The sequence below is a fragment of the Paenibacillus sp. P4_A7 genome (assembly GCF_056402455.1).
On sequence record NZ_JBFUHJ010000278.1, the window covers coordinates 1 to 7,327 of the forward strand.

A 7,327-nucleotide genomic window follows, 5' to 3' on the forward strand; every position below is an offset into this window, starting at 1 on the left:
CTTCTTCTGCTCTGGGGAAGCTTCATCCAGCTTGCGGCGCGCTTCAATAAGCTTATGCTCTTTGACTGAAGCGCCTTCCTCCATTGCCAGCTTGCGCAGGTCGGAAATGATCTGTTCAGCCTCACGCTTCGCTTTCGCTATCGTCTCGCGGGCTTCGTCTTGTGCTTTGAGCAGCAGCTTTTCCTTCTTCTCTTCAAACTTTAGACGATCTGTTTCATGGCGTAGTCTGAGTGCTTCCACTTCACGGCGAAGCGATTCCGCCGTTTGGCGCTCAGTTTCAGCGCCTATACGATTTTCTTCGAGTGAGGCAATCATATTCTCAACTCGTTGATCCTCTTCGCTAACCTCTCCCCGTGCATGGTCTATGATCGAACGAGCAAGACCAAGACGCTCTGCAATCGCAAATGCATTACTTCTGCCCGGAACACCGACAAGCAATCGATACGTTGGACTCAGCGTTGCGACGTCAAACTCCATGCTTGCATTAATGACACCTTTTCGGTTGAAGGCATAAGCCTTCAGCTCGCTATAATGAGTCGTAGCAATAATACGACTTTCCATCGCATGTACATGTTCCAAGATCGCGATTGCAAGCGCTGAGCCTTCGGCAGGGTCTGTTCCCGCACCTAACTCATCGAGCAGAACTAGACTCTTGGAGGTCATCGTCTTCAAAATACGAATAATATTCACCAAGTGGCTGGAAAATGTACTTAAGCTTTGCTCAATGCTTTGCTCATCGCCAATGTCCGCATAGATCGCGTCAAATACGCATAACTGACTGCCATCCTCAGCAGGAACGAACAAACCGGACATCGCCATTAAGCTTAACAATCCGATTGTCTTTAGGGAAACGGTTTTACCGCCAGTATTCGGACCCGTTACTATAATCGCTGTATAATTATTTCCAAGCTCAACATCGATTGGAACAACCTTGTCATGAGCAATTAATGGATGACGACCGCGCTTTAGCTTAAGAAAGCCTCTATCGTTCATACGCGGCAGCGTTGCCTTCATCTCATGAGCTAGTCTAGCCTTCGCGTAAGCAAAGTCGAGCTGACCAAGCAAATCTAAATTAATAAGTAAATCTTCTACATAATCTGAAGCAAGCGCAGTGAGCTTTTGTAAAATTTTCTCGATCTCGCGCAGCTCTCCGGCTTTAAGCTCGCGCAGCTTATTATTCATCGCTACAATCGCTTCAGGCTCGATAAACAAGGTCGCTCCCGAACCTGACTGGTCATGCACGATACCGCCAAAGCTGGAACGATACTCCTGCTTAACCGGGATGACATATCGATCATTACGCAGCGTTACGATAGCATCCTGCAGCATTTTCTGAACAGAAGTGGATCGTATCATTTGCTCCATCTTTTCACGTATACGGGATTCGCCACTTCGCAGCTCACGTCTAATGGACGCGAGCGCCGCGCTGGCACTGTCCATCACTTCAGCTTGGTCATCAATACAGTCATAGATCGCATCCTCCAGCATCTTGTGCTCGCTGATTTGATCAGCTGTATGCTGTAGCATTGGAATTGGATTGTCTTCATGCAACACGCTAATATGCCGCTTGACACGACGGCCGCCGCGAGCGGTATTCGCAATATCGAGCAGCTCGGCTGGATTTAACGTCCCTCCAATTCGAGCACGGTGCAGCGGTGATTTAATATCGGTGATACCGCCAAATGGAGCACTGCCCTTAAGTCGATCCGCAGTATAAGCCTCATCCGTAATCTGCAAGAGCGGCTTAACCGCTTCCAAATCAGATACTGGAAGCAATGCCTCCGCAGTCGCTTTGCCCAGCGAAGTTGCGGCATGCTGCGTCAATCTATATATAATTTTTGGATAATCAAGTGTTGTTAATATTTTCGTGTCCAATCTGACACACTCCTCTCGCCCTACTATTATAGCCGAATGCGCGCTTCGATGCACGAATTCAAGCTCAGTTCCATACATAAATAACAATCAATTGGCTACAATAGAAACGAATGAGCCGCTATACAAAGTAACTTTTGTATTGCACAACCTGAGTTTAGTCTAAGGAGGGTAAAAATATGAGGTTTTTAGGCCATGTTGTACGGTTTATTGTGTCAGCGATTGTGCTAATGATTGTCGGGTTTCTCGTCCCTCAGTTTAGTGTCGGAGGATTTTGGAGCGCACTATTTCTCGCGCTTGTTATTGCAGCACTTGGTTGGGTTATTGAAGGCATATTTGGTAAAAATGTTACACCTTTTGGACGAGGTATTGTCGGATTTATCACTAGTGCCGCCGTTATCTGGATTGCTCAATTCATCGTCGGTGGCGTTTCCGTTACTATACTTGGCGCGATCTTAGCCGCTCTCGTTATTGGGATTATCGACCTGTTCATTCCGGTCAGCACTCCTTATGAAGCAGGCAAACGAAGTCACGACTAGTACAAAGGCTGCTCTATCAGCCCTTGATTGCCTAACAAGGCAGTCAAGGGTTTCTTGCTGTTCATAAGAATAATCACACGAAACACGAAATCTAAATCCACTTCACAGCTTGTTCATTACTTTGTCATAGAGATGTCACTGCAATTATAAATAGGATACGGTACAATAAGATTGAGAAATTTTAACTATTTAAAGTCGAGAGGGGTATTAAAGATGAAAAAGTATTTACTATTGGCAAGCGTATTGTGTCTAGTGCTTGTTCTTGCAGCATGCGGAGCTAACAATAATACAAATAAAGGCGGGAACAATGAAGCGGCTGATCTTGGACCAGCAACCTCAGAATTAGTCATTACAGCTTCCAACTGGGAGTTTGATCAGAAGGAATACAAAATAAAAGCAGGTGAAACAGTTAACGTTTCCTTGAAGTCGATTGACGGCGTTCATAGTGTTAAGATTTTAAAATCAAAATTTAATGATATTAAAAATAATGAAACAGCAGCTGTCAGATTTGATGAGCCTGGCGAATACAACATCGTTTGTACAGTGCCATGCGGTAAAGGCCACACCACTATGAAATCCAAGCTAATTATTGAATAATTAAATAACAAGCTTGCTTATTACAATTAACTTTCTGATACTAAGCTTTGGATAGTTGATTAGATGTTTTGAAAAAGTCGTGAATGACTACATTTCGTAGGTTCACGGCTTTTTGTTATGTCCTCAGAATAAACAGCATAACTTATATAGGAAGTGAATTAGTCACAGATCGTAATATTTGTTAATCATAAATATAATCACAGCTTAACGATTAGTTCAAAAACTTTGATCGCATAGACCCTTCCCCTCCAGACTGCCCTCTGTTAAAATAGTCACCACATGAACCATGAATGGAGGAATTGTATGGGATCATTAAACAATCGAGTTGCCATTATTAGCGGGGCAGGTACTGGACTTGGACGCGCAGCTGCCATTTCCTTCGCTTCGGAAGGCGCGGATGTTGTTCTTCTCGGACGTCGCAAACAAAAGCTTGAGGAAACGGCGTTGATCGTAAAAGAACGTACAGGTAAAGAAGCACTCATACTTCAAACAGATGTATCCGATGAGCATCAGATTCAGGAAGCTGTCACTGCTGTACTTCAACATTGGAAGCGAATCGACATTTTGTTGAATAATGCTGCTGTTCTCGAGTCAGGCACCGTAGTGAAGCTAACATCTAACGAATGGCAAAATCAGATCGATACGAATTTAACCGGACCTTTCCTCTTAAGTAAAGCTGTAATTCCAGCTATGCGCAAAGCGAAGTACGGACGAATTATTAATATTACATCCGGACTTTCTTGGAATGGAGCTGGTGGTTACGCCGCTTACAGCGCAGCCAAAGCTGGGCTGGAGTCTTTAACGCGCTCACTCGCTGATGAGGAGCATGAGCACGGTATCCTCGTTAACCTGTATAATCCTGGTACGCTGCGCACCGAAATGCATGCCACTGGCAAAGAACCTGCTATCGTTACCCCAGATCTTATTCGTTTGGCTAATCTCCCTCCTGGAGGCCCCACTGGCACGATTGTTTCCTATGGCTAACGCTGAGTAGCTGAAATCGTATATCAATCTGATTTCAGCTATTCACATTTATACACTAAAATATATCGCTCAATTGACCCGTTGATTTACGGAAGTGATCATTGGCGACGATTGGGTCCATTAGTGACAGCTTGTGACCTAGCGACCTTAGTGACCTTAGCCACCTTAGCTACCATTAGTGTCAATTAACTACCGCGTTAACTTCCTTATTCATATTTGGCTGTATTTCATACAATCAACTCTACATCAAAACGTTGTATTTATACTCTGACTGTATTTCATACAGGCTAATCATCCAATTCACGGTCAAAGAGTCTCTAACCTTTAATTAGATTGGATGTTTTACATTCAAACTCATATAAGAAGGAAATATTGGGTTTTTGAATGTACATAATCCATTCAAATCGCCCTTCCATCCCATTACTAGCGTTGAAAAAGAACGTTGGCAGCTCGATTCTCTGTACTCCGACCATCTCTATAGGGTCTCAAGTAATTAAGTCTTGATTTTGGAGTTGAGCCTTAAAAACACCATTCGAATAAACAGCTTTCCAACAACTCTACAGATTGTTCAACTACTCCGTTCGACAATAAATCTTCACTACCTGGTCCATTTACTCACACTTTCTCTCCCTCGATAGCATTAAGCCCAATTATAATATCATTCACTCGCTATTATTTGGTAGAAATTGATTATATCTAAATGGTATCGTGTACCTATTCTATTTTGTTGTATCCGATTCATGTTAAGCCTTAAAACCTCTACTTACATCTTATCGATCCAGCAGAAAGTATTTATTGTTATTATCGACAAAAAACCGCAGTGTCAGCAAAGGTATTGACCCTTGCTTTCCACTGCGGTTTTGTTATCTTGTTAGCTTTGCTCTATAAGTTCAATCCACTCGTTGTATTCCGTTTGCAGCTTGGAATACTCATTTTTCAGCTTATGATGTTGCTCTTGCAAATGCGTGTGATCCTCTGCTAGTCTCTCCGCAATACGCGCTGCTTCATCACGCTCGTAGGCTAATGCTTCCGCTGTACGCGCTACTTCGTCACGCTCGTTAACAAGCTTCTCTACCGTACGTTCAGCCGCATCTCTTTCAAGAGTAAGCTTAGTAGTATGCTCGCTTAGCTCTTCCTTCAGTTCTGATGCAGATGCCGCCTCTTGCATAGCTCGCTCCAATTGATCAAGAAGAGCTTCTCCATCTGCTTCTTGAGCTAGCTTCTCACGCTCAAGTCTCTCCGCTTCTGCTGCAGCTTGATCCGCATATTTCTGCTGCGCTTGCAACTTCTCGCTAAGCTCACGCTCGCGAGCTGCCGCTGCTTCAAGCTGCTGCGCTGCAATTCGCTCACGAGCCGCAGTCAATTCAAGCTGCTCGGTCAGCTCCTGTTCCCTTGCCGCTAGCTCTTCCAGCTCCGCTTTTGTAGCTTGCTCACTTTGTGCGCTTGCCGAAGCAGCTTTCTTCATATGCTCAAGCTGGGCTTGCAGTTTTTGATTGCTTTCTTCATGATCATGCTGCTCCAGCAGTAGCTGCTCCTCTTGATTTGCTGAAAGCTGCTTATAACGCTCTTCATGCTCGGCTATGATTTGCTTGATGTATGCTTCATGCGCGGCTGTTATTTGGTTAATCTGTGCTTCTTGTTCGGCTGCTGTTTGTTTGTTACGTGCTTCTTGTTCAGTTGCTGTTTGTTTGTTGCGTGCCTCTTGTTCAGCTCCTTTATGTTTGAGCAGTGCTTCCAGCTCAGCTACTTTTTGATTATAACGCGCTTCATGTCCAGCCTCCGTTTGCTTATTGCGTGCTGCATCTTCAGTTGCTTTTTTCTTGAGCAGCGATTCCTGTTCAACTATTTTTTGATTATAACGTGCTTCATGCCCAGCTATCGTTTGCTTCAGCATTATTTCATGGTCAGACACAGCTTTCAAATATCGCTCATCGCGCTCCGCTATCGATTTCTTATAGCGTTCCTCGCCCTCAGCCACCACTTGCTTAAACAAATCATCATGCTCAGCCTCAGTAAGCTCAAGCTGCTCGGAATGTGCTATTCGAAGCGACTCAAGCAGTTGTGTATGCTCCTGCTCACGCAATGCCAACTGCTCCTCATGCGCTTCTTGAAGCGTATGACGTTGCTTCTCAAGCTCATCTCTCAGCGCTTGACGACGCTCATCTATGTCTTGCTTATGTGCCAGCTCTAGCTCTTCCTGCTCCAGTTGAATCAGCAGTAGTTGTTCTTCTTGCTGCTTGTACTGTTGCTCTAGCAGCAACAATTTCTCCTGTTGCTGTCGTTCAGCCTCCTGCGATTCATTCAAACGCTGCTGCAGCTCTGATGATCGCTTATCCGCAGCAGATACATGACTACGCTCATGCAAGAGCTTCTGCTCCAGCTCCTCAATTCTCTCAAGAGCCTGAACATTCTGATCTTGTAATTGTGCAAGCTCGCCACGAGTTTCATTAAGTCTTGCAGCTTGTTCTTCACCATCTTGCTCTAGCTGAGCATAGGAAGTACGGAACTGCTCCTCTTGCTCCATCGCCTGCACAAGCTGTTCTTCTGCTAAAGCAATACGAAGATCTAATTCTTCTTTATCAGTCTTCCAGCCTTGCTTCAGATCAGCAACCTGATCCTGCAGTCGGCTTCGTTCCTCAAGCCAGCCGTTTCTACGTCGTTCAAGATCCGCACGGAATGCTTGCTCCGTATCGGCTGCTTTCGACTTCCATGCTTGCTCCCGTTCCTCATTCAGACGCGCTTGCTCCAAACGTTCAGCATCTGCAACCGAAATCCAGCCTTGCTCGCGCTCATCCCATTTCGTCTGCCAGCTCAGCGCAAGCTCCGTCAGCAACGTGTCTTTCTCCGAAGTCACAGCAGTTAGTTCCGCTTCCTTGTCTGCAGCCAAACGTGCAAGCTGTTCCGTCTTCTCAAGCTCAAGTGCAGCTAGCTGTTCAGACTTCTTCCGATTAATTTCTGCAAGCTGCTCGGCTTTTTGTCGTTCAAAAGCTGCAAATTGTTCTTCCTTTTCCAGCTCAAGAGCAAGCAGCTGCTCATCTTTTTCCAGTTCGAGCGCTGCCAGTTTCTCATCCTTCTCTAGTTCAAGAGCTGCTATCCTCTCGTCTTTCTCTAATTCAAGAGATACTAACTGCTCATCTTTCTCGAGCTCAAGTGCCGCTAACTTCTCATCTCTCTCTAGCTCAAGAGCTGAAATACGCTTATCTTTCTCTATTCCAAGTGCCGCTAACCTCTCATCTCTCTCTAGCTCAAGAGCCAAAATACGCTCATCTTTCTCTAATTCAAGTGCCGCTAACTTCTCATCTCTCTCTAGCTCAAGAGCCGAAATACGCTTATCT

Annotated in this window: 5 protein-coding genes; 3 read left to right on the plus strand and 2 right to left on the minus strand. The window is 45.0% G+C overall.

The genetic code is table 11. The features are described from left to right. On the minus strand, nt 1-1,875 hold a 1,875-nt coding region (locus AC1DWN_RS23530; protein WP_477561327.1), incomplete at its 3' end, for an endonuclease MutS2. A 176-nt stretch (nt 1,876-2,051) separates the two neighbouring features. On the opposite strand from AC1DWN_RS23530, the gene AC1DWN_RS23535 reads away from it, so the two are divergent. The 3 genes from AC1DWN_RS23535 to AC1DWN_RS23545 all read left to right on the plus strand — a co-directional run bounded on the left by AC1DWN_RS23535 (nt 2,052) and on the right by AC1DWN_RS23545 (nt 3,992). After that, a complete protein-coding gene (locus tag AC1DWN_RS23535; protein WP_477561328.1) occupies nt 2,052-2,411 on the plus strand; it encodes a phage holin family protein in 360 nt (119 codons plus the stop codon). A 213-nt stretch (nt 2,412-2,624) separates the two neighbouring features. Beyond that, the gene (locus AC1DWN_RS23540; protein WP_477561329.1) at nt 2,625-3,008 is read left to right on the plus strand and encodes a cupredoxin domain-containing protein; all 384 of its coding nucleotides are present in this window, start codon (nt 2,625-2,627) and stop codon (nt 3,006-3,008) included. A 303-nt stretch (nt 3,009-3,311) separates the two neighbouring features. Beyond that, nucleotides 3,312-3,992 carry an SDR family NAD(P)-dependent oxidoreductase gene (locus tag AC1DWN_RS23545; RefSeq protein ID WP_477561330.1) on the plus strand — a complete coding sequence of 227 codons (681 nt, stop codon included), beginning with the start codon at nt 3,312-3,314 and terminating at the stop codon, nt 3,990-3,992. A gap of 871 nt (nt 3,993-4,863) precedes the next feature. On the opposite strand, the gene AC1DWN_RS23550 is transcribed toward AC1DWN_RS23545, so the two are convergent. After that, the coding region (locus AC1DWN_RS23550) for a coiled-coil domain-containing protein (protein ID WP_477561331.1) at nt 4,864-7,327 on the minus strand (2,464 nt) is incomplete at its 5' end.

Excerpts from the sequence above, each read along its gene's own strand:
- AC1DWN_RS23535 (WP_477561328.1), top strand. The coding sequence starts at position 2,052 with ATGAGGTTTTTAGGCCATGTTGTACGGTTTATTGTGTCAGCGATTGTG.
- AC1DWN_RS23540 (WP_477561329.1), top strand. The coding sequence starts at position 2,625 with ATGAAAAAGTATTTACTATTGGCAAGCGTATTGTGTCTAGTGCTTGTT.
- AC1DWN_RS23545 (WP_477561330.1), top strand. The coding sequence starts at position 3,312 with ATGGGATCATTAAACAATCGAGTTGCCATTATTAGCGGGGCAGGTACT.